The following is a 19,587-nucleotide window of genomic DNA, read 5'->3' on the forward strand; positions in this document are numbered from 1 at the left end:
GGCCGAGCGCTCCGCCGGTCCCCGGCCGCGCCCCCTACCCTGAGCGCGTGCACTCCGTCGAGGCTCCCGTGACCGCCGCGGCCGCCGCGCCCCCGGCGCCGGCGCGCACCCCGTGGTGGGCGCTGGCGGCGCTCGCCGCGCTGGTGGTGGCGGTGCTGGTCTACGGGCTGCTCGGCCGCGACGTCTCGCTCGACGGCCGGTTGCTGTGGCAGACCGCCCGCTACGTCGTCGCCGCCGCGCTGGTCGTGGTCGTGCCCGGGGTGGCGCTGGCCCGGCGGCTGACGCCCCACGGCCTGGCCGGCTGGTGGCCGGTGCTGGTGCTGCCGCTGGGAATGGCGGGGGCCACGATCGGGCTGACGGTGCTGGCGCTGCTGGGCCTGCCGCCGCGGCCGGCGACCGCGCTCTTCCTGGTCGTCACCGGGCTGCTGGCGCTGTGGTCGCTGCGGCGCCCGGGACCGCGCGCCGACTGGCCGGGCAGCGCCGCGCTGCTGGTCGGGGCGGCCGGCGCCGGGCTGCTGACGCTGGTGCCGGTGATCTGGACCCACCTGCTGACCGTCTTCGGCACCAACCCCGACGCCCACCAGGTGGTCGGCGTGGTCTGGTTCCTGCAGGAGTCCTACCCGCTGAAGACCGACCTCGCGACCGCGCTCGACAAGGTGCCCGAGGCGTGGGCGGGCCGGATCCCGATCTTCCACCCCTTCGGCGCCGCGACCGAGCTGGGCCTGACCGGGCCGATCCAGATGTTCGGCCCGTTCCTCGCCGTCCTGACCGCGACCACGGCGGCCGGGGCCGGGCTGCTGGCGGCGATCGCCTTCCGCCTGCCGGGCTGGGCCGCGGGGCTGGTGGCGCTGGCCGTCGGCGGCTCGGCGGCGACCCTCTACAGCGTCCTGCACCCCTACTACAACCAGGTCTGGGGGATGTTCCTGCTGGTGACCGCGGTCGCGCTGGCGTGGACCTGGCTGCGGGACGAGGACGGCCGCGCGGGGGCGCTGGCCCTGGGGCTGACCCTGATGGGCCTGATCGCGTACCCGACGGCGCTGCCGTACACGGTGCTGGGCGTGCTGGCGGTGGCGGTCGCCGTCCGTCGGCGGCCGCACGTGCCGGCGGGCCTGCGCCGGCGGCTGCGGCGGGTCTGGCCGCTGCTACTGGTCTTCTTCGGGCTCTCGGCGCTCTGGGGCCTGGGCAAGCTGGCCGGGGTCCTGTCGCAGTTCCTCAGCGGCGACGGCGACTTCTGGCAGGGCGACGTCAACGTCTTCCCCGACCACGGCGCGGCGTTCGGGATCGACAGCGGCAGCTGGCTGGTGCCGGTCGCGGTGGCGGTCGTCGCCGTCGTCGGCCTTGCCCTGGCCGACCGCCGGTTCTGGAAGCCGTGGGCGGTGCTGGCGCTGCTGCTGCTGGTGGTCGACGGCCTGCTGCGGCAGCGCTCGACGGCCGAGTACGTCGACTACAAGCACGTCACCTTCACCGCCCTGATCCTGCTGCCGCTGGCGCTCGGCGGCGCGCTGGCCCTGGTCCGCGACCGGCGGCCGTGGGCGATCGCGGCCGGCGTGGCGGTGCTGCTGGCCTGGGGCGTGCCGGCGCTCTCGGCCTCGCGCGGGGAGCTGCGCGAGACCGGCGTCAACGTCACCCCCGAGCTGCAGGACCTGCTGATCTGGAGCGGGGCGATCCCGCGCGGCTCGTCGGTGCTGATCGACCTGCCGGCCTCGGGCACCCAGCTGTGGGCGACGCTCTTCCTGGCCAAGGACCACCCGCTGGCCACCACCGACCCGGTCTCCAGCGACACCACCTACGCGGTCGCGGCCCAGGGCAAGCGGGCCGACTACGTGCTCGGCCTGCTGCGCGACCTGGCCACCGGCGAGCCGATCCCGCGCCCGCGCTGGGCGGTCGGGAAGCCGGTGGTGGTCAACGCCCAGTTCGGGCTCTGGCGGATGCGGGTGCCGGCCGCCGCCGACCGCAGCGTGCCGCGGACGGCGTCGAACCGGCTGGTCCAGCCGCACCCGCTGACGGCGGCCGCGCGGGCCCGCAACGCGCGCGGGCAGCTGACCCGCAACCCGTCGACGCTGCCGGGGTTCTAGCGCGCGAGCCGCAGGCGCAGCAGCGGATCGATGATCCGCCAGCCGCCGTCGTCGTCGCGGGCCAGCAGCTGCCCGGCGGCGACCAGCGCGCCGGCGGCCTGCTGGTAGGCGGCGCGGGTCGCGCCCTGGCGGTCGGCCAGGTCGCGGGCGGTCGGCGGGCGGCCGTGGGCGATCTCGCCGAGCACCACCCGCTGGCTGCGCGAGAGGCCGGCGAGCGCGGCGGCGTGGATCTCCGACGTCTGCTCGAGCGCGTCGACCAGGACCAGGTCGACCAGCTCCTCCTCGTCCTCGCCGGCGGCGCCGTCCTGCAGCCGCCGGGCGAGCAGGTGGCAGAGCAGCATCGTCCGCTGCGGGTGGCCGGCGGCGACCTCGGCCAGGGCCGCGGCCGCGCCGCCGGGATCGAGGTCGAGCTCGGCGAAGCGGCGCTCGACCTCGTCGATCGTCTCCTCCAGCGGCAGCGGCGCCAGGCCCAGCGGCTCGGCCTGGCCGAAGAACGGGGCCTCGTGGCGCTCGAACATCCGCGCCAGCAGCGACGGCTCCGAGCCGGCGAAGACGTAGGCCACGCGCAGGTGGTGCTGGATCGCGGCCCGCACCCGGCCGTCGAGCTGGGGATCGGCGACCAGCAGGTCCTGGAACTCGTCGAAGACCACCAGCACCGACCCGTCGTCGGCCGCGGCGACCCGCTCGGGCAGGTCGAGCAGCTCCTCCAGCAGCTGATGCTGCTCGGCGGGACGGGCGGTGGCCGCCGGGGCGACCTGGATCCGCGGCCCGGCCAGCGACAGCTCCAGCCCGATCCGCGCCGCCAGCCGCCGGACCCGCCGGACGGGCCCCTCGTCGCGCTGGCCGGCCCAGGCGCGGAGCAGCGCGCGGGCGACGCCGGTCACGTCGCTGACGCCGCCCAGGTCGACCCGCACGCAGCGCCAGCCGGCCTGCTCCAGCGCCCGGGCGTGGGCGGCGAGCAGCGTCGTCTTGCCGTAGCGCCGAGGGGCGGCCAGCCGCACCGGCGTCCGCTCGCCGGCCGCCCGCCCGAGCAGCAGCAGCTCGCGCGTGCGGTCGATCATCCGCTCGGGCGGGACCGGGCCGGCGTGCCGGAACGGGTAGTCCGCGACGGGCGACACGGTCCGAGGCTACCAGGGCTCGGTATTGGTCGAGCTATACCGAGTGGTATAGGTGCATCTATACCACTCGGAATACCTTCTCCTATACCGCTAGGCCACCGGCGCCCTGCCGACCTCGGCCTGGGCGGCCAGCGCCACCGCCCGCTCGACCGCGTCGACGTCGCGGATCGCGCCGGTGTCGGCCGAGGTCGCCATCGCGGCGTAGGCCCGCAGCGCCGGCGAGACGACGCGCTCGCGGTCGACCGGGGCGTAGCCGCCGCCGGCCTCCAGCGCCCGCCGCCGCTCGGCCAGCTCGTCGTCGCTCACCTCGAGCGAGATCGAGCGGTTGGGGATGTCGATCGCGATCGGGTCGCCGTCCTGGACCAGGGCGATCGCGCCGCCCGAGGCCGCCTCCGGCGAGACGTGGCCGATCGACAGGCCCGATGTGCCGCCGGAGAAGCGCCCGTCGGTGATCAGCGCGCAGGCCGCGCCCAGCCCCTTGCCCTTCAGGTACGAGGTCGGGTAGAGCATCTCCTGCATCCCGGGACCGCCGCGCGGGCCCTCGTAGCGGATCACCACCACGTCGCCCTCGGTCACGCGGCCGCCGAGGATCGCGTCGACCGCGTCCTCCTGCGACTCGACCACCACCGCCGGCCCGCGGAAGACCAGGATCGACTCGTCGACGCCGGCCGTCTTCACCACGCAGCCGCGCTCGGCCAGGTTGCCGTAGAGGATCGCCAGGCCGCCGTCCTCCGAGTAGGCGTGCTCGCGGTCGTGGATGCAGCCCTCGGCGGCGTCGAGGTCGAGCGACTCCCACCGCTCCGACTGCGAGAACGCCTCGGCCGAGCGCTTGCAGCCCGGCGCGGCGTGGAACAGGTCGACCGCCCGCTCGCTCGGCTTCGGCCCGCGCACGTCCCACTCGGCCAGCCACTGCTCCAGCGACGGGGCGTGGACCGCGTGGACGTCCTCGTGCAGCAGGCCGGCCCGCTGCAGCTCGCCGAGGATCGCCGGGATCCCGCCCGCGCGGTGGACGTCCTCCATCAGGAAGGTCCCGTTCGGCGCGACCTTGCAGAGGCACGGGACCCGCCGCGAGAGCGCGTCGATGTCGGCCATCGTGAAGGCCAGCTCCGCCTCCTGGGCGGCGGCCAGCAGGTGCAGCACCGTGTTGGTCGAGCCGCCCATCGCGACGTCGAGCGTCATCGCGTTCTCGAACGCCTCGCGGGTGGCGATCGCCCGCGGCAGCACCGAGGCGTCGTCCTGGTCGTAGAACCGCGTGCAGAGCTCGACCGCCATCCGGCCGGCGTCCTCGTAGAGCGCCTTGCGGGCGGTGTGGGTGGCCAGCGTCGAGCCGTTGCCGGGCAGCGACAGGCCCAGCGCCTCGGTCAGGCAGTTCATCGAGTTGGCGGTGAACATGCCCGAGCACGACCCGCAGGTCGGGCAGGCGTGCTCCTCGATGATCGCGATGTCCTCGTCGGAGACCTCGTCGGCGACGGCGTCGGCGATCGCGGTCACCAGGTTGATCCGCTTGCGGACGGTGCCGTCGACGAGCGTCGCGGTGCCGCCCTCCATCGGTCCGCCGGAGACGAAGACCGTCGGGATGTTCAGCCGCAGCGCGGCGTTCAGCATCCCCGGCGTGATCTTGTCGCAGTTCGAGATGCAGACCAGGGCGTCGGCGCAGTGCGCCTGGACCATGTACTCGACACTGTCGGCGATCAGGTCGCGCGAGGGCAGCGAGTAGAGCATCCCGCCGTGGCCCATCGCGATCCCGTCGTCGACGGCGATCGTGTTGAACTCGCGGGGGATGCCGCCGGCGGCCGCGACCGCCTCGGAGACGATCTCGCCGACCGGCTTCAGGTGGGTGTGGCCGGGGACGAACTGGGTGTAGGAGTTGGCGACGGCGACGATCGGCTTGCGGCCGAGGTCGCGGCCGTCGACGCCGGCGGCGCGCAGCAGCGCGCGAGCGCCGGCCATGTTGCGGCCGTGGGTGACGGTGCGGGACCTGAGCGGAGCCATCGTGCGGTCTCTCCTGGGTCGAGACGAGCGGAACGCCCGTTCCGGTGAGGGTGTCCGGTAGGCTAGCGGAATGGCTGTTCCGGTGCCACCCTGGTCGTCGCTGAGCGGCCCCGAGAAGCAGGCGCGGACGCTGGCGGTCGCCGACGAGCTGTTCGCCCGGGACGGGACCGACGTGCCGATGCCGGCCCTCGCCGACGCGCTCGGGATCGGCGTCGGCAGCATCTACCGCCAGGTCGGCACCAAGGACGAGCTGATCGCCACGCTCGTGATCGACCGCTCCTCGATCCTCCGCGAGCGGTTCCTGGCCACGCTCGACGAGGACGACCCGTGGGCGGCGATGACCCTCGCCACCCACCAGACCGTCGACGACTGCCGCGGCGACGCCCTCTCCCAGACCGCCTGGAACGAGGCGGCCTTCGCCAGCGAGGCCGTCCGCGCGGCCCGGATCGGGGCGACCGAGGCGCTGCGGCTGATGGTCGAGCGAGCCCGCGCCGCCGGCCACGTCCGCGACGACGCCTCGCACGAGGACCTGCGGCTGGTCTTCTGCGCGGTCCGTGAGCTGGGCGGGATCGGCCCGCGGGCGGCCCACCGGCTGGCCGAGCTGGTGCTGCGGGGGATGCGGCGCTAGGCGCTAGCGGACCGGCGTCGGCGGCAGCGGCGGCGGCGCCTGGTGCAGCCGGTGCGTCTCGTCGGCGATCCGGACCAGGAAGGCCGGGTTGCCGAGCAGGTAGCGCTTCCACATCCGCCGCGGCTCGACCGCCAGCCGGAAGACCCACTCCCAGCCGTTGTCGGCCATCCACGACGGCGCCCGCGGGACCAGGCCGGAGACGTAGTCGAAGAGCGCCCCGACCGTCCACAGCACCGAGGTCGAGACCCGGTCGGCGACGTGCTCGACCCACAGCTCCTGCTTCGGGCTGCCCATCCCGACCAGGACGATGTCCGGCTGGCTCTGCTCGATGTCCTCCAGCACCCGCTCGCCGTGGGGGCTGTCGGGATCGAAGTAGCCGTGGTGGGTGCCGGCGATCCGCAGCTGCGGGTGGCGGGCCTGCAGCCGGTCGGCGGCCTGGCGGGCGATGTCCGGCTCCGAGCCCAGCAGGTAGAGCGACAGGTCGCGCCGCTCGCAGAGGGCGGCCAGGTCCCAGATCCAGTCGGCCCCGGTCATCCGGTGCGGCGACTCCAGCTGCATCAGCCGCGCCGCCAGCCGGACCCCGTAGCCGTCGCAGTAGACGAGGTCGGCCGCCCGCAGCGTGTCGCGCAGCTCCGGCACCGCGTAGCTCTGGTTGAGCACGTGCGCGTTGGCGTACATCACCCGCCGCGCGGGGGTGTCGGGGGCGGCGACGGCCCGCTCCGCGACCCACGACGCGATCCGGTCGAGCATCGCCGCGGGCGTGTCGAGCTCGATCGCGATGTCGAAGATCCGGACGGTGCCGGTACCGGGAGCGGTGGACGCAGTCGTAGGTGGCATGCGACGGGGCCGGCGCGGAGGCCGGAACGGGTCCAGGGACCAAGTGGACGAGGGTCATCGTAGTGGTCCCGGCGGCCGGGCGCCCGTGATCCGGGCACATCCCCGCCACCCGCCCGGAGTCCGCCCGCCACCTGCCGGTCCGTAGGATCGATGGCTTGTGGAGCGTGTCGTGACCCTGCGCGTGGCCTTCGACGCCCGCGACGCCCGTCAGGCCGAGCGGCGCGGCTGGGGCCGCTACGCGGCGGAGCTGCTGGCCGCCCTGCGGCGCCGCGACGACGTCGCGATCGGCGCCCACGGCGGCGGCGGGCGGCTGCCGGAGCTGGCCTGGGAGCAGGTCGGTTGGCCGGCGCGGCTGGCGCTCGACCCGCCCGACCTGCTGCACGCGCCGAACTGCTTCCTGCCGCTCGTGCGTCCCTGCCCGGGCGTGGTGACCGTCCACGACCTCGCCTTCGAGGTCCACCGCGACGACTTCGCGCCCCGCACCGGCTGGAAGTACCGCACCGTCACCCGCCGCGCCGTGGCCAGCGCCGAGGCGGTGATCTGCGTCTCGCAGGCGACCGCCGACGACGTCTGCGAGCGCTACGGCACCGATCCGGCGCGGATCCACGTGGTCCCCAACGCGCCCTCGCTGGCCCAGGGTTCGCCGGACGAGACCGCGACCGGCGACGGCGACGAGCGGCCCTACCTGCTGGCGATCGGCGACCTGCGGGCGAAGAAGAACCTCGGCCGGCTGCTGGTCGCCTGGGAGCGCAGCGGGCTCGAGCAGCGGCTGGTGCTGGTCGGCACCGGCGCCGAGGGCACCGAGCTGGGCCGGCGGCTGCGGGCGCGCGGGGCCGAGCTGCCCGGCTACCTGCCCGACGGCGAGCTGGACGCGCTGCTGCGCGGGGCCGACCTGCTGGTCCACCCGTCGCTCTTCGAGGGCTTCGGGCTGGTGCTGCTGGAGGCGATGGCGCGCGGCGTGCCGGTGGCCTGCAGCGACATCCCCTCCCTGCGCGAGACGGCCGGCGGGGCGGCCGAGCTGTTCGACCCGACCGACGTGGCGGACATCGTCCGCGGCCTGCACGACGCGCTCGGCCGCCGCGACGCGCTGGCCGCCGCAGGCCTGAAGCGCGCATCGAGCTTCAGCTGGGACCGGACCGCCGCGCGTACGCTGGACGTCTACCGTTCCGTGGTCCCGTGAGTCGCATCACGATCCTGATCCTGTCGGTGAACGAGGCCCGCCTGCTGCGGCACTCGCTGCCCGCGGCCTGCGCCCAGGGCGCCGACGAGGTCGTGGTGATCGACAACGCCTGCACCGACGCCACCCCCGAGCTGTGCGAGCGCTACGGGGCCCGGCGGCTGCGGCTGACCCGGCGGCGCGGTTACGCGGCGGCGATGAACGCCGGGATCGCCGCCTGCGGGGGCGACTGGGTGCTCTGGTGCAACGCCGACTGCGTGCTCTCCGAGGGCTTCCTCGACGCGCTGCGACCACACCTGCACAATCCGGCCCTGGGGGCGATCGTCCCGCGGCTGCTGCGCGCGACCGGGATGGAGCCCGAGCAGCGGACCGAGGAGCTGGACGCCGCCGGGATGACGATCGACCGCCGGCGCAAGAACACGCTGGTCGGCCACGGCGAGCCGCCGTCCCGCTACTCGCGGACCGGCCCGGTCTTCGGCGGCGACGGGGCCTGCGTCCTCTACCGGCGGGCGACGCTCGAGGACTGCGCCTTCGGGCTCGAGGTGCTCGACGAGGACATGGGCCTGTGGGCGACCGACGCCGACCTCGCCTGGCGGGCCCAGCTGTTCGGCTGGGAGGCCCGCTACGAGCCGCGCGCGATCGCCTGGCACAAGCGCTTCTACAGCCCCTCGACCCGCGGCCGCGTCGACCGCGCCCACCGCCGGCTGCAGTTCACCAACCGGTTGCTGATGGTGGTCAAGAACGAGACCTGCGGCGGCTTCCTGCGCCACGCGCCGTTCATCGTCGGCTACGAGATCGCGGCGCTCGGCTGGACGCTGGTCCGCGAGCCGTTCCTCTGGCGCGCCTACCTGGACGCCTTCCGCAAGCTGCCGGGCGCCCGCCGCCGGCGCCGCTGGGTCCAGGGCCGCCGCCGCGATGCCGCCCGCCGCCGCGGCACCGCCGGCCGGCCCCCGTTCGGGATGCTGCCGCCCGGTCCGCCGCCGCCCGCCGGCGACCTGCCCGGCGACGGCCAGCCGCAGCCGACGGCCTGAAGCACCCGCCGGTCGCCCCCGCGGCGGCCATGAGGGTTGCATGAGGATCGCTGGAGACCCCGGGGCGAGCGGGGCTAGCGTCCTCATGACCCCATGTATCACCACCTCAGTCGCGCGCTCTACCGGGACCTCGTCCGCAGCCTCCCCGCGGGGGGATCGCCTGCGGCACGACAGCGGATCCTGTCCTCGTGCGAGGCCACGATCGAACGGCTGGTCACGGATCCGTCGCTGTTCGCGAACCCCGCCCGGTCGCTCTTCCAGGACGTCCGCACGCTCTACCCGATGACCGTCCAGGCCCGGCTCTGGCAGACGCTGGAGCGCGACCTGGCGCCGTTGGCCGAGGAGCTGCGGCAGCGGCCCGAGCTGGCCCACGCGCTGGCCGGGACCCGGCCGACCTGCCAGGCGACCACCCGCAGCAGCACCCCCTGCCGGCGCGAGCCGGTCGGCGGCACGCCGTACTGCCCGTCCCACCAGCACCTGCTGCAGATGGACCGGCTCGAGCGCGTGGCCTGAGCCGCGGAGCCGCCGGTCCCCCGCGCGGAGGACGCCGCGTCGGCAACGGGGAGGACCACCGCTCCTCCGGTCGCCGCGCAGGATGGCCCGCGCGGCCGACGCGATCGCCCCGGTCGCGACCTAGCGTGGCCGGCCATGCGCCGATCCTCGCTGCTCCTCCCGATCGCCGTGCTCGCTGGCGCGCTGCTGCCGACCGCCTCGGCCGGCGCCGCGCAGGTCGTCCGCGACGGCTCGACGATCGTCCTCCGTGCCGGTCCCGGCGAGGCCAACCACGTCGCCGTCCGCGGCGACGCCTTCGACGAGCAGGCGATCGAGTTCAGCGACGTCGTGCCGCCGACCGTCGGCGACGGGCTGACCTGCAGCGAGACGTCGGCGATGGGCTGGTACTTCGTCAGCTGCAAGGCGGCCGGGCTCTCCGGGATCCAGATCGAGACCGGTGACGGCGACGACGTGGTCGCGGTCGGCGAGCAGATCCCGGTCGGCGGTCCGCTGACGATCGACGGCGGCCCCGGCAACGACAAGCTGACCGGGCCGACGGGCGACCGGGCGGTGGCGCTGAACGGCGGCGACGGCAACGACGCGCTCGAGGGCGGCGCCGGCCCCGACGTGCTGCACGGGGGCGGGGGCGACGACGAGCTCGACGGCAGCGGCGGCGACGACCAGGTCCACGGCGACGCCGGCGACGACGACCTGGCCGGCGGCCGCTTCCTCAGCAGCGACCTGCTCGACGGCGGCCCCGGCGTCGATTCGATCACCCAGGACTGGTTCGACAGCAACGGCCCGACGCTGCCGATCGCGGTCACGATCGACGGCAACGCCGACGACGGCCGCCCGAACGAGCGCGACAACGTGATCGGGGTCGAGCGGATCGTCACCCGCCAGGTGGCGCGGCTGGTGGCCGGCCGCGACCCGGTGGTCTTCGACGTCAACGGCACCGGTGCCGGCGGCACCACGCTGATCGGCAGCCCCGGCCCGGATCGGCTGCGGTCGTTCGACTACGACGACGTGATCGAGGGCGGCGCGGGCAACGACTCGATCGAGGCCGGCAACGGCGATGACCGGATCGTCCCGGGGCCGGGGCAGGACACGGTGCTGGCCGACGCCGGCCCGGGATCGTGCAACTTCGCCGAGTGCCGCGGCCAGTACGGCAACGACGTGATCGACGCCCGCGACGGCGAGCGCGACAGCATCGACTGCGGCAACGGCAACGACCGCGTGATCGCCGACCCGATCGACGTCCTCAGCAACTGCGAGACGGTCGAGCGCGGCAGCGGCGGCGGCAACGGCGGCCCCTCCGGCGACGGCGGCAGCGGCGGCTCGGCCAAGCGCTGCACGGTGCCGAAGGTGAAGGCCGGCTCGACGGTGACCAGCGCCCGCAAGCGGCTGAAGAAGGCGGGCTGCAAGGTCGGCAAGACCCGCCGGGCCGCCTCGCGCACGCGCAAGGGCCGGGTCGTGAAGCTCTCGCCGGGGGCCGGCAAGAAGACCACCAAGGCGGTGACGATCGTCGTCTCCCGTGGTCGCCGGTGAGTAGCCTGGCGGCGTGACCGCGCCGCTGCTGCTCTTCGACCTGCCGTGGATGCTCTACCGCGCGCACTTCGCGCTGCCGTCGAGCATCAAGGGCGCCGACGGTGAGCCGATCGGCGCCCTGCTCGGCACCGTGCGGGCGATCCTGGCCGAGATCGCCGAGCACGAGCCGGCCGGCGTCTGCTGCGCGATCGGCTCGGAGGACGCGCCGCACCGGACCGCGCTGCTGCCCGCCTACCACGCCCACCGCGAGCCGATGCCGGACGCGCTGCGGCACCGCTGGGAGCAGGCGCCGGACCTCTGCCGGGCGTTCGGCTGGGCGGTCCGCGACGGCGGCGAGCTGGAGGCCGACGACGTCCTGGCCACGGTCGCGCGCCAGCGGTCGGCGGCCGGCCAGCGCTCGATCATCGTCACCGGCGACCGCGACCTGCTGGCCTGCGTCGACGAGCACGTGATCGTGCGCCGCCCGGCCGGCCGCGGGCCCGGCCTGGTGACGGTCGACGAGCCGGGCGTGCGCGAGATGCTCGGCGTCCGCCCCGACCAGGTGACCGACCTGATCGCGCTCCGCGGCGACCAGTCGGACGGGATCCCCGGCGCGCCCGGGATCGGGGCCAAGACCGCGGCCCGGCTGCTGGCCGCCCACGGCGACCTGGAGGGCGTGCTGCGCGCGGCCGGCGCCGACGGCCCCGACGGCGAGCCGGGTCCGATGCCGCAGCTCGGCGACGGCCTGACCCCGCGGCTGGCGGGAGCGCTCTGCGAGCACGCCGCCGAGGTTCGCCGCGACCGCGAGGTGGCGCGGCTGATCGAGGCGCCGGTCGAGCCGGTGCCCGACGCTCCGACCGACCGCGCCGGCGGCGCCGCGGCGGCCGAGGCGCTGGGGATGGGCCGGCTGGCGAAGGACCTGCGGGCGGGGTAAGGGCCGCGCCCGGCCCGCGGGCCGGCTACGGCTGCCGGCCGGACCCGTCGTAGACCACCCCGGCGAGGTCGCCGAGCAGGTCGCGGGTCTCCTCCAGGCGGGCGGTCAGCAGCTGCTTGGCGATCTCCAGCAGCTGGAAGATCCGCGGGTCCTTGACGCGGTAGAAGACGCTGGTCCCCGCCCGCCGCCGTTCGAGGACGCCCTGGCGGTGCATCGCGGTCAGGTGCTGGGAGGTGCCGCTGGAGTCGAGCCCGAGCGCGGCCTGCAGCTCGCCGACCGAGCGCTCGCCGTCGCGCAGCAGCTCGAGGATCCGGACCCGGGCGGGATGGCCGAGCAGGCGGAAGAACTCGGCCTTCAGGCGGTAGATCGGCGCCGGCTCGCCGGGCGGCTGCGGGGGGAGGTCGGGCATGCGGTCGGGGGTCACGATACCAACGCTTCCTTCTTATCTTAAGATCTTTGAAGATCATGGAATCATCAGCTCATGGTGCTGCCGACCCGGTGGTCGCGCGGCTGATCGCCGACCTCGGGCGCGATCCCGCCCGCGCCCGGACCGCCGCCCAACGGCTGCTGGAGCTGCTGGAGCCGGACGACCTGGACCCCGTCCTGCGGCTGGCTCCGGACGCCGCGACGACCGTGCTGCGGGACGCCTGGGAGCGCTACCGCCACGACCGTGGACGGTCGTGGAACTGAGCGCCGCCCGCCGCCGCTCGCTGCTGCCCGGCCGCGGCGACTACGCCGGCCTCCGGCGCAGCTGGCGGATCGACCTGGTGGCCGGGATCACGGTCGCCGTCGTCGCGCTGCCGCTGGCGCTCGGGTTCGCCGTCACCTCCGGCCTCGGCGCCCAGGCCGGACTGGTGACCGCGATCGTGGCGGGGATCGTCGCCGGCGTCTTCGGCGGCTCGCACGTCCAGGTCAGCGGCCCGACCGGCGCGATGACCGTCGTGCTGGTGCCGGTCGTCGCCACCCTCGGGCCGGCCGGCGTGGCCGCGGTCGCGCTGCTGGCCGGCGGCCTGCTGGTGCTCGCGGGCGCGCTGCGGCTGGGCCGCTACGCCGCCGTCCTGCCGTGGCCGGTGGTCGAGGGCTTCACCGTCGGGATCGCGCTCTTGATCGGGCTCCAGCAGGTACCGGCCGCGCTCGGCGTGCCGAAGCCGGAGGGCGAGAACACCGCCGCGGTCGCCGTTCGCGCCGTCGTCGACTGGGGCGGTGGCCACTGGAGCGCGCTGGCGGTCGTGGCCGTCGTCGCCGCGGTGATGGTCGCGGCCCCGCGCCTGCACCGGGCGCTGCCCGCCTCGCTGCTGGCGGTGGCCGTGGCGACGGTCGTCGCCGAGCTGGCCGGGCTGTCGGTCACGCGGATCGGCGCGATCCCCGCCGGCCTGCCGACGCCGTCGCTGCCGCAGATCGACGGCGACCGGCTCGGCGACCTGGTGACCGCCGCGCTGGCCGTCGCGGCGCTCGGCGCGGTCGAGAGCCTGCTGTCGGCCCGGGTCGCGGACGGGATGGCCGACGGCGAGGCCCATGACCCCGACCGCGAGCTGGTCGGCCAGGGGCTGGCCAACGTCGCCGTCGCCTTCGTCGGCGGGATGCCGGCCACCGGCGCGATCGCCCGCACCGCGGTCAACGTCCGCGCCGGCGCCCGCACCCGCGCGGCGACGATCGTCCACGGCCTGACCCTGGTCGCCGTCGTGCTGCTGCTCGCGCCGCTGCTGGAGCGGGTGCCGATCGCCGCGCTCGCCGGCGTCCTGCTCGTGACCGCCACCCGGATGGTCGAGACGGGCACCGTCGGGCGGCTGCTGCGCTCGACCCGCGAGGACGCGCTGCTGCTGCTCCTGACCGCCGCCGCGACCGTCGCCTTCGACCTGGTCGTCGCGGTCGGGATCGGGGTCGCCCTGGCCGCGCTGCTGGCGCTGCGGTCGGTCGCGGCCAGTGCCGCCTTCGAGCGGGACGACCTCGGCCCGGTCGACGTCGACGCGACGCTGGAGCACGCGCTGATCGAGGAGCACATCGTCGCCTACCGGCTCGACGGGGCGCTCTTCTTCGGGGCCGCCCAGCGGTTCCTGCTCGAGCTGACCGCGGTCGCCGACGTCGAGGTGGTGATCCTGCGGATGGGCGGCCTGCGGGTGATCGACAGCACGGGGGCGATGGCGCTCGCCGACCTGATCGATCACCTCCAGCGGCAGGGCGTGACCGTGCTGCTGGCCTCGCTGCGGCCCGAGCACCGCGGGCTGCTGGAGCGGGTCGGCGTGCTCGACCAGCTGGCCCACGCCAACCACCTGCTGCCGACGATCGACGAGGCGCTGGTCCACGCCCGCCGCCACCACCTGCGCAACCGGCGGGCGCTGGCGGCCTGACGGTCAGCGCCCGCCGATGGGTCGCAGCTCGACCTTCCCGCGCCAGGTCTGGGTGACCCGGATCGTGCCGTCCGACCAGCGGCGGCGCTGGTCGACGACCAGGTCGATCGACGCCTTGCGGGGCGCGTCGCGGAAGGCGCTGGCGGGGTACGAGGCGGTCCCCAGGTCGGAGGGCGCCGGCGGCGGGCTCGGCGCCGGCAGGCTGGCGCCGTCGTGGCGGACGCACGACGGGCTCCAGCCGGAGGGCAGGAAGCTCCAGCGGAAGATCAGCGCGCCCTTGGTCTGGTGCGACGGCACGACGACCGTGTTGAGGATCGTCGGCAGCGAGCCGGCGGGCCAGGGGCGGTCGCAGTCGTAGATCCCCGCCTGCTCGTCCGACCAGGTGGCGCGGCTGGTGATCGCGGTCCGGACCGGCGACAGCGTCGCGACGGCGACCCCCTTCTCCGGCTGCTGGAAGCGCCCGCTCTTGTCGCTGCCGTTGGAGCGGATCGTGGTCGTGCCCCGCATCCGGAAGTCGAAGTCCTCGCTCTCGTCGCGGGCGGTGGTGGTGCCGACGACGTCGACGGCGACCACCTGCCAGCGGCGCGGCAGCGCGACCGCGCGGACGTCGCCGCAGACCCGCCGCTTCTTCTTCTTGCCCTTGACCGGCTTCTTCCGCTCGACGCAGGGCTTGATCTTCTTCGGCTTGCCGCCCTCGCGCGCCGCGGCCGGCGCGGCGGGTATCGCGACGATCGCGGCGGCCAGGGCGAGGGGGATCACGGAGCGGGGGGAGCGCATGGCCGCCCACGCTAGGTCGCGAGAGCCGCGGTCGCGTCCGCCGGTCGGCCGATCCGCGGCCCGGCGCGGACGATCGTCGGTCCTCCGCGGGAGCGACCCCGGGTCGCCCGCGCGATCGACCCCGGACGCCTAGGCCAGCTCGCGGTAGACGGCCCAGGTGGCGCGGGCGGCGTCGGTCCAGCTCCACGCCGGCGGCGCGGGGGCGGGGCGCTCCAGCCCCTCGGCCAGCGCGACCAGGCCGGCGACGTCGTCCGACGGAGCGAACGCGGCCCGCCCGTCGAGCACCTCGCGCAGCGCCGGCACGTCGCTGCAGGCCACCGGGCAGCCGCAGGCCAGCGCCTCGACCGGCGTCAGGCCGAAGCCCTCGTCGTCGGAGGGCAGCACCAGCGCGTGGGCGGCCGAGTAGAGCGTCGCCAGGTCGCCGTCGCTGAGCTCGCCGGTCAGCTGCACGTCGGGCAGCTCGTGGGCCCACGGCCCGGCCGGTCCGGCCAGCACCAGCGGCAGCGTCCGCGGGGCGGCGGCCAGCTCGTCCAGCCGCTTGCGGGGATCGGGGTGGCGCATCCCGCCGACCCAGAGCAGGAACCGCTCGGGCAGCGCCAGCCGCTCCCGCAGCTCGCCGATCGCGTCGTCGGCGGCGGGGGCGAAGTGCGGCGCGGGGGCCTCGTGGATCACCCGCAGCCGCGCGACGGGGACCTCGAGCAGCCGCTCGACGTCAGCGGCGACCGCGGCGGTCGGGACGACGATCCGGTCGGCCCGCTGGACGGCCAGATAGCGGAGCCGGAAGCGGACGCCGGTCCGCAGGTACTCGCGGCGGCGCTTCAGCGGCACCAGGTCGTGGAGGGTCGCCACCTGCGGCTTGCCGGGATGCAGCAGCACGCCGTCGAGCCACGGGCTGTGGAACAGGTCGCAGCCGATCGGCCGCCGCCGCTCGACCACCTCGTCGCCCTCGGCCGTCTCCTGGAGCGCGTCGCGCAGGCAGCGGACGTAGCGCCCGATCCCGCGGACGTCGGCCGTCGCGCGCGTGTCGAGGGCGACCTTCATCGCTTCCCGCGACCGTCGTCGGCCGCGGCGCGGGTGGCGGCGGTCGTCGCCGAGCGGTCGCCGTCGGCCGGACCGCGGTGGCCGCGCAGCGCGGCGTCGACCCGGTCGGCGAAGGCGTCGAGCGCCCAGGCCCGCGCCGCCTGGCGGCAGCCGTCGGCCAGCAGCGTCCGCTCGCGCAGCGCCCAGACCGCCCCGTGGGCCAGCGCCGCCGGATCGCCGGGCGGCACCAGCCGCCCGGTGACGCCGTCCTGGACCACCTCGACCAGCCCGTCGACCGCCGACGCGACGACCGGGACCCCGACCGCCTGGGCCTCGGCGGCGATCGTCCCGAACGGCTCGCGGTGCGACGGCACCACCAGCACGTCGACGTGGCGCAGCAGCCCCGGCCCGCCGGTCTGCCACGGCCAGCGCTCGACCCCGGCCGCGTCGGCCCGGCGGTCGACCAGCCGGGCGTGGTGGGGGTCGGCGTCGTAGGAGTCCTCGCCGACGATCACGATCCGCGCCCGCGGCACCGCGACCCGGATCCCCTCGGCGGCGGCGATCAGGTCGAGCGGGCCCTTGCGCGGCTCGATCCGGCCGACGAAGGCGATCACCGGCCGGTCGTCGACCGTCCACGGGGCGGCGACCGCCGGCGGGTCGAGGTCGACCGGGCAGCCGGTCACGACGACGTCGCGGCCGAGCCGCTGCCCGACCGGGTGGGCGCAGGCCCGCGAGTCGGCCAGCAGCACGTCGGCGCCGCCCCAGAAGCGCGGCACGCGGCGGGTCATGTCGTGGACGTGGATCGCGGTCCGGGCCGCGATCCGTCCGCCGCCGCGCCCGCCGGGCGGCTGCAGCGCCGGCAGCAGCCGCGCCGGCACCGTCCCGTTCAGGTAGACGACGTCGTGCTGCGCGGCGAGCGCCCGGAAGGCCCGGAAGGCCAGCACCGCGCCGAGTCCCTGACCGCGCCCGAGCCCGCCGACCGGCTGCTGGCGCCAGACCACGTCGTCCGGCGCCTCGGCCGGCCGCCGGCCGGTCGGGCCGGTCATCGTCATCCGCCAGCCGCGCTCGGCCAGCAGCGGGGCGGCCCGCAGCAGCGCCAGCTCGGCCCCGCCCGGCCGGTCCACCGCGTGCACCACCAGGAGCGACCGCATCGGGCCGAAGGCTAGATGAGCGCGCGGTCTCCGGGTGGGTGACGTGTGACGGACCGCCCGACGGGCCGAGCCCGGGTAGCCTGTCGCGGCAGCGGCGCTCGTGAGGATCCTCGTCGACACCAGCTACGCGCTGCGGGGCGCATCCGGGACCGCCGTCTACGTGGAGCAGCTGCTCGCGGCCCTCGCCGAGCAGGACGTCGACGTCGTCGCGCTCGGCGACGAGCACCGCCCGCCGCCGGCCGGCGGCGGCCTCGGCAGCGTCCGCAACCTGGCCCACGACCAGCGCTGGCTGCACCTGCGGCTGCCGGCGCTGGCCGCCCGCCACCGGGTCGACGTCGTCCACCACCCGCTGCCCGCCTTCAGCCCCCGGATCGCCGGTCGCGGGCCCGGTGCGCCGGCCGGCATCGCCCAGGTGACGACCGTCCACGACCTCGCCTTCGAGCTGCTGCCGGAGTGCTTCGACCCACGGTTCGCGCGCTGGGCCTCGGTCACCCACCGGCGGGCCGCGCTGCGCGCCGACGCGGTGATCGCCGTCTCCCAGACCACCGCGCTCGACGTCCGCGAGCGCTGGCAGGTCCCGGCCGACCGGGTGGTGGTGGCCCCCCACGGCCCCGGCCAGTGGCACGCGCGCGAGATCCGCTCTGGCGCCACCGAGCGCGGGCCATCGGTGCCGCTGACCCGGCCCTACCTGCTCTACGTCGGCGACGACGAGCCGCGCAAGGACCTGCCGACGCTGCGGGCCGCCCACCGCACGCTGACGGCGCGGCTGGGCGACGCGGCCCCCGACCTGGTGCTGGCGGGACGGATCGCCGGCGCCCCCGCGGGCGGCGAGCGGATCGCCGTCGCCCCCGAGCGCGACCAGCTGCTGGCGCTGATGGACGGGGCCTTGGCGCTCGTCCACCCGGCGCTCCACGAGGGCGTCGGCCTGACCCCGCTGGAGGCGATGGCGCGCGGGGTGCCGGTGGTCGCCGCCCGCGCTCCCGGCGTCACCGAGACCTGCGAGGACGCCGCCGCCTACTTCCCGCCGCGCGACCCCGACGGGCTGGCCGACGCGGTCGAGCGGATCGTGGCCGAGCCGCGGCTGCGCGAGCGGCTGGCCCAGGCCGGGCGGCGGGTGGCCGGCGCCCGCAGCTGGTCGGCGGCGGCGCGGGCGCACGTCGAGGCCTACCGGCTGGCGGTCCGGCGGCGGGCCGGTCGCTGACGCCGCGGGCGCACCCGCGACCCGCGCTCCGGTACGCTCGCCGTTCACGGAACCCGCGGGGCACGGGGTCCGTCGACCTCTCCGATGAAGATCGCGATCCTGGGCACCCGCGGCATCCCGGCCGCCTACAGCGGCTTCGAGACCGCGGCCGAGCACCTGGCCGGGCGGCTGGTCGAGCGCGGCCACGAGGTCACCGTCTACTGCCGACCACACGTCGTCGACCCGGATCTGCGCGAGCACGCCGGGGCGCGGCTCGTCCACCTGCCGACGATCCGCAACAAGTACCTCGACACGTTCGTCCACACCTACCTCTCGGCCGAGCACTGCGTGCGGCGGCTGAAGCCGGACGTCGCGCTCTTCTTCATCGCCGGCAACAGCCCGATCACGCGCCTGACCCGGGCGGCCGGGCTGCCGACGGTCATCAACGTCGACGGCCTCGACTCCGACCGCTCGAAGTGGCCGGCGGCGGCCAAGGCCTACCTGCGCTTCGCCGAGCGCAACGCGCCCCGCTGGGCCGACATCGCCCTGACCGACAGCGACGCGGTCGCCGACGTCTTCGCCAAGCGCTACGGCCAGCGGATCGACGTGATCCCCTACGGCGTCGAGGACCCGGGCTACACGACCGTCGACGCGCTTGACGAGCTGGGCCTGGAGCCGCGCGAGTACATCCTCTTCGTCGGCCGGCTGGAGCCGGAGAACAACCCGCACATGCTGGTCGACGCCTTCAGTCGGATCCCGTACGAGGTCACGAAGGGCAAGAAGCTCGTGATCGTCGGCGGCGCGCCCTACGCCCACGAGTACATCCGCGGCGTCCACCGCGGCGCCGACCCGCGGGTGCTCTTCCCGGGCTACGTCTTCGGCCGCGGCTACTGGGAGCTGCAGAAGAACAGCTACCTGTCGGTGATGCCGACCGAGGTCGGCGGCACCCATCCGGTGATCCTCGAGGCGCTGGCCTCGGGCGCCGCGGTGCTGGTCAACGACCACGCCCCCAACGTCGAGACGATCGGCGGCGCCGGCGCGACCTTCAGCGGCGGCGAGGGCGCCCCGGCGCTGGCCCGCGAGCTGGAGGCGCTGCTGCGCGACCCGGAGCGGGTGGCGGCACTGCGGCTGGCGGCGATCGAGCGCGCGAAGGCGTACTCGTGGGACGCCGTCACCGACCGCTACGAGCGGCTGCTGGAGCGGGTCGTCGAGGGCCGCGGCGCCGGGCCGCTCGACCCGACGCTGGTCGACCGCGACGCGCCCGCGCCGCAGCTCGCCAGCCTGATGCCCTAGGGCTGGG

At 75.8% G+C, this 19,587-nt stretch carries 18 protein-coding genes; 11 read left to right on the plus strand and 7 right to left on the minus strand.

Annotation, left to right across the window (positions count from 1 at the left end):
* Positions 1-47 precede the first annotated feature (47 nt).
* Positions 48-2,075 carry a hypothetical protein gene (locus SH587_RS08770; RefSeq protein ID WP_320670212.1) on the plus strand — a complete coding sequence of 676 codons (2,028 nt, stop codon included), beginning with the start codon at positions 48-50 and terminating at the stop codon, positions 2,073-2,075.
* Here SH587_RS08770 and SH587_RS08775 read toward each other — a convergent pair.
* Both SH587_RS08775 and ilvD read right to left on the minus strand, forming a co-directional pair.
* The gene (locus SH587_RS08775) at positions 2,072-3,193 is read right to left on the minus strand and encodes an ATP-binding protein (RefSeq protein WP_320670213.1); all 1,122 of its coding nucleotides are present in this window, start codon (positions 3,191-3,193) and stop codon (positions 2,072-2,074) included. The genes SH587_RS08770 and SH587_RS08775 overlap by 4 nt on opposite strands.
* A gap of 90 nt (positions 3,194-3,283) precedes the next feature.
* Entirely contained in the window at positions 3,284-5,185 is a 1,902-nt protein-coding gene (ilvD, locus tag SH587_RS08780) for a dihydroxy-acid dehydratase (RefSeq protein ID WP_320670214.1), read from the minus strand.
* A gap of 70 nt (positions 5,186-5,255) precedes the next feature.
* Here ilvD and SH587_RS08785 point away from each other — a divergent pair, with 70 nt between their 5' ends.
* Positions 5,256-5,813, plus strand: coding sequence for a TetR/AcrR family transcriptional regulator (locus SH587_RS08785; protein ID WP_320670215.1), 558 nt, complete (start codon positions 5,256-5,258; stop codon positions 5,811-5,813).
* A gap of 3 nt (positions 5,814-5,816) precedes the next feature.
* Here the strand turns inward: SH587_RS08785 and SH587_RS08790 are convergent, their stop codons facing one another.
* On the minus strand, positions 5,817-6,650 hold the full coding sequence (locus SH587_RS08790) for a WecB/TagA/CpsF family glycosyltransferase (RefSeq protein WP_320670216.1): 834 nt from the start codon (positions 6,648-6,650) through the stop codon (positions 5,817-5,819).
* 169 nt (positions 6,651-6,819) lie between these two features.
* On the opposite strand from SH587_RS08790, the gene SH587_RS08795 reads away from it, so the two are divergent.
* The 5 genes from SH587_RS08795 (at position 6,820) to SH587_RS08815 (ending at position 11,811) form a co-directional block, all read left to right on the plus strand.
* A complete protein-coding gene (locus SH587_RS08795; protein WP_375341743.1) occupies positions 6,820-7,830 on the plus strand; it encodes a glycosyltransferase family 4 protein in 1,011 nt (336 codons plus the stop codon).
* Entirely contained in the window at positions 7,827-8,858 is a 1,032-nt protein-coding gene (locus SH587_RS08800; RefSeq protein WP_320670218.1) for a glycosyltransferase family 2 protein, read from the plus strand. Before SH587_RS08795 ends, SH587_RS08800 begins: the two co-directional genes overlap by 4 nt.
* Before the next feature lie 93 nt (positions 8,859-8,951).
* The gene (locus tag SH587_RS08805; protein ID WP_320670219.1) at positions 8,952-9,371 is read left to right on the plus strand and encodes a hypothetical protein; all 420 of its coding nucleotides are present in this window, start codon (positions 8,952-8,954) and stop codon (positions 9,369-9,371) included.
* A gap of 135 nt (positions 9,372-9,506) precedes the next feature.
* Entirely contained in the window at positions 9,507-10,898 is a 1,392-nt protein-coding gene (locus tag SH587_RS08810) for a calcium-binding protein (RefSeq protein ID WP_320670220.1), read from the plus strand.
* A 13-nt stretch (positions 10,899-10,911) separates the two neighbouring features.
* Positions 10,912-11,811, plus strand: a complete 900-nt coding sequence (locus SH587_RS08815) for a 5'-3' exonuclease (RefSeq protein ID WP_320670221.1) — start codon at positions 10,912-10,914, stop codon at positions 11,809-11,811.
* 25 nt (positions 11,812-11,836) lie between these two features.
* On the opposite strand, the gene SH587_RS08820 is transcribed toward SH587_RS08815, so the two are convergent.
* A complete protein-coding gene (locus tag SH587_RS08820; RefSeq protein WP_320670222.1) occupies positions 11,837-12,220 on the minus strand; it encodes an ArsR/SmtB family transcription factor in 384 nt (127 codons plus the stop codon).
* A gap of 56 nt (positions 12,221-12,276) precedes the next feature.
* Between SH587_RS08820 and SH587_RS08825 the strand changes: the two genes are divergently transcribed.
* Positions 12,277-12,501, plus strand: a complete 225-nt coding sequence (locus SH587_RS08825) for a hypothetical protein (RefSeq protein WP_320670223.1) — start codon at positions 12,277-12,279, stop codon at positions 12,499-12,501.
* Positions 12,492-14,159, plus strand: a complete 1,668-nt coding sequence (locus tag SH587_RS08830; RefSeq protein WP_320670224.1) for a SulP family inorganic anion transporter — start codon at positions 12,492-12,494, stop codon at positions 14,157-14,159. Before SH587_RS08825 ends, SH587_RS08830 begins: the two co-directional genes overlap by 10 nt.
* 3 nt (positions 14,160-14,162) lie before the next feature.
* On the opposite strand, the gene SH587_RS08835 is transcribed toward SH587_RS08830, so the two are convergent.
* The 3 genes from SH587_RS08835 to SH587_RS08845 form a co-directional block, all read right to left on the minus strand.
* The gene (locus SH587_RS08835) at positions 14,163-14,918 is read right to left on the minus strand and encodes a hypothetical protein (protein WP_320670225.1); all 756 of its coding nucleotides are present in this window, start codon (positions 14,916-14,918) and stop codon (positions 14,163-14,165) included.
* 147 nt (positions 14,919-15,065) lie between these two features.
* Positions 15,066-15,977 carry a glycosyltransferase family 4 protein gene (locus SH587_RS08840; protein ID WP_320670226.1) on the minus strand — a complete coding sequence of 304 codons (912 nt, stop codon included), beginning with the start codon at positions 15,975-15,977 and terminating at the stop codon, positions 15,066-15,068.
* Positions 15,974-17,107, minus strand: a complete 1,134-nt coding sequence (locus tag SH587_RS08845) for a glycosyltransferase (RefSeq protein ID WP_320670227.1) — start codon at positions 17,105-17,107, stop codon at positions 15,974-15,976. The genes SH587_RS08840 and SH587_RS08845 overlap by 4 nt, the downstream gene beginning before the upstream one ends.
* Before the next feature lie 100 nt (positions 17,108-17,207).
* Between SH587_RS08845 and SH587_RS08850 the strand changes: the two genes are divergently transcribed.
* Both SH587_RS08850 and SH587_RS08855 read left to right on the plus strand, forming a co-directional pair.
* Positions 17,208-18,308 carry a glycosyltransferase family 4 protein gene (locus SH587_RS08850; protein ID WP_320670228.1) on the plus strand — a complete coding sequence of 367 codons (1,101 nt, stop codon included), beginning with the start codon at positions 17,208-17,210 and terminating at the stop codon, positions 18,306-18,308.
* An 84-nt stretch (positions 18,309-18,392) separates the two neighbouring features.
* A complete protein-coding gene (locus SH587_RS08855) occupies positions 18,393-19,580 on the plus strand; it encodes a glycosyltransferase (RefSeq protein WP_320670229.1) in 1,188 nt (395 codons plus the stop codon).
* The last annotated feature ends 7 nt before the right edge of the window (positions 19,581-19,587 follow it).

Origin of the sequence: Patulibacter defluvii (genome assembly GCF_034096925.1) — a bacterium.
GTDB lineage: Bacteria > Actinomycetota > Thermoleophilia > Solirubrobacterales > Solirubrobacteraceae > Patulibacter > Patulibacter defluvii.

Coding starts and splice junctions, on each gene's coding strand:
- ilvD (WP_320670214.1), bottom strand. CDS start 5,185: ATGGCTCCGCTCAGGTCCCGCACCGTCACCCACGGCCGCAACATGGCC.
- SH587_RS08785 (WP_320670215.1), top strand. CDS start 5,256: ATGGCTGTTCCGGTGCCACCCTGGTCGTCGCTGAGCGGCCCCGAGAAG.
- SH587_RS08790 (WP_320670216.1), bottom strand. CDS start 6,650: ATGCCACCTACGACTGCGTCCACCGCTCCCGGTACCGGCACCGTCCGG.
- SH587_RS08805 (WP_320670219.1), top strand. CDS start 8,952: ATGTATCACCACCTCAGTCGCGCGCTCTACCGGGACCTCGTCCGCAGC.
- SH587_RS08810 (WP_320670220.1), top strand. CDS start 9,507: ATGCGCCGATCCTCGCTGCTCCTCCCGATCGCCGTGCTCGCTGGCGCG.
- SH587_RS08820 (WP_320670222.1), bottom strand. CDS start 12,220: ATGCCCGACCTCCCCCCGCAGCCGCCCGGCGAGCCGGCGCCGATCTAC.
- SH587_RS08825 (WP_320670223.1), top strand. CDS start 12,277: ATGGAATCATCAGCTCATGGTGCTGCCGACCCGGTGGTCGCGCGGCTG.
- SH587_RS08840 (WP_320670226.1), bottom strand. CDS start 15,977: ATGAAGGTCGCCCTCGACACGCGCGCGACGGCCGACGTCCGCGGGATC.
- SH587_RS08845 (WP_320670227.1), bottom strand. CDS start 17,107: ATGCGGTCGCTCCTGGTGGTGCACGCGGTGGACCGGCCGGGCGGGGCC.
- SH587_RS08855 (WP_320670229.1), top strand. CDS start 18,393: ATGAAGATCGCGATCCTGGGCACCCGCGGCATCCCGGCCGCCTACAGC.